This is a genomic window from Mesorhizobium carmichaelinearum (assembly GCF_900199455.1).
Classification (GTDB): domain Bacteria; phylum Pseudomonadota; class Alphaproteobacteria; order Rhizobiales; family Rhizobiaceae; genus Mesorhizobium; species Mesorhizobium carmichaelinearum.
Map to the genome: position 1 here is coordinate 1 of NZ_FZQR01000193.1, position 383 is coordinate 383.

General features: G+C 32.6%; 1 pseudogene. It reads right to left on the minus strand.

Annotation, left to right across the window (positions count from 1 at the left end):
- Positions 1-139: 139 nt before the first annotated feature.
- Positions 140-383: pseudogene (gene ureC, locus CKW40_RS46340) on the minus strand (urease subunit alpha); the annotation flags it as partial.

Here is a 383-nt window from a genome sequence, read left to right on the forward strand (position 1 = left end):
GGTCTGTAACGACTCTTTGAATACGTTTAACAAGATCTGAATTTTCAAGGTATACTTTTTCGACGTGCTTTTGTTTTTCTGAATTTGACAAATTGGCAATATTGCCTTGGATTTCTTCAACAATCATTCTATGTTCCTCCTAGAATAAGAAGTATCTTTGAGTTAATGGTAACTCAGTTGCTGCATTACTTGTAATTTTTTCTCCATCTACATATACTTCATATGTTTGTGGATCAACGTCTAATTTAGGTGTTGCGCTGTTATTTTTCATATCTGCTTTAGATAATTGTCTAATATTTTTAACTGGACGCACCATGCGTTTTAAATTTAATGCACGATTGATACCATTTTCATAAGCAGTTTTAGACACGAATGTCATTGAC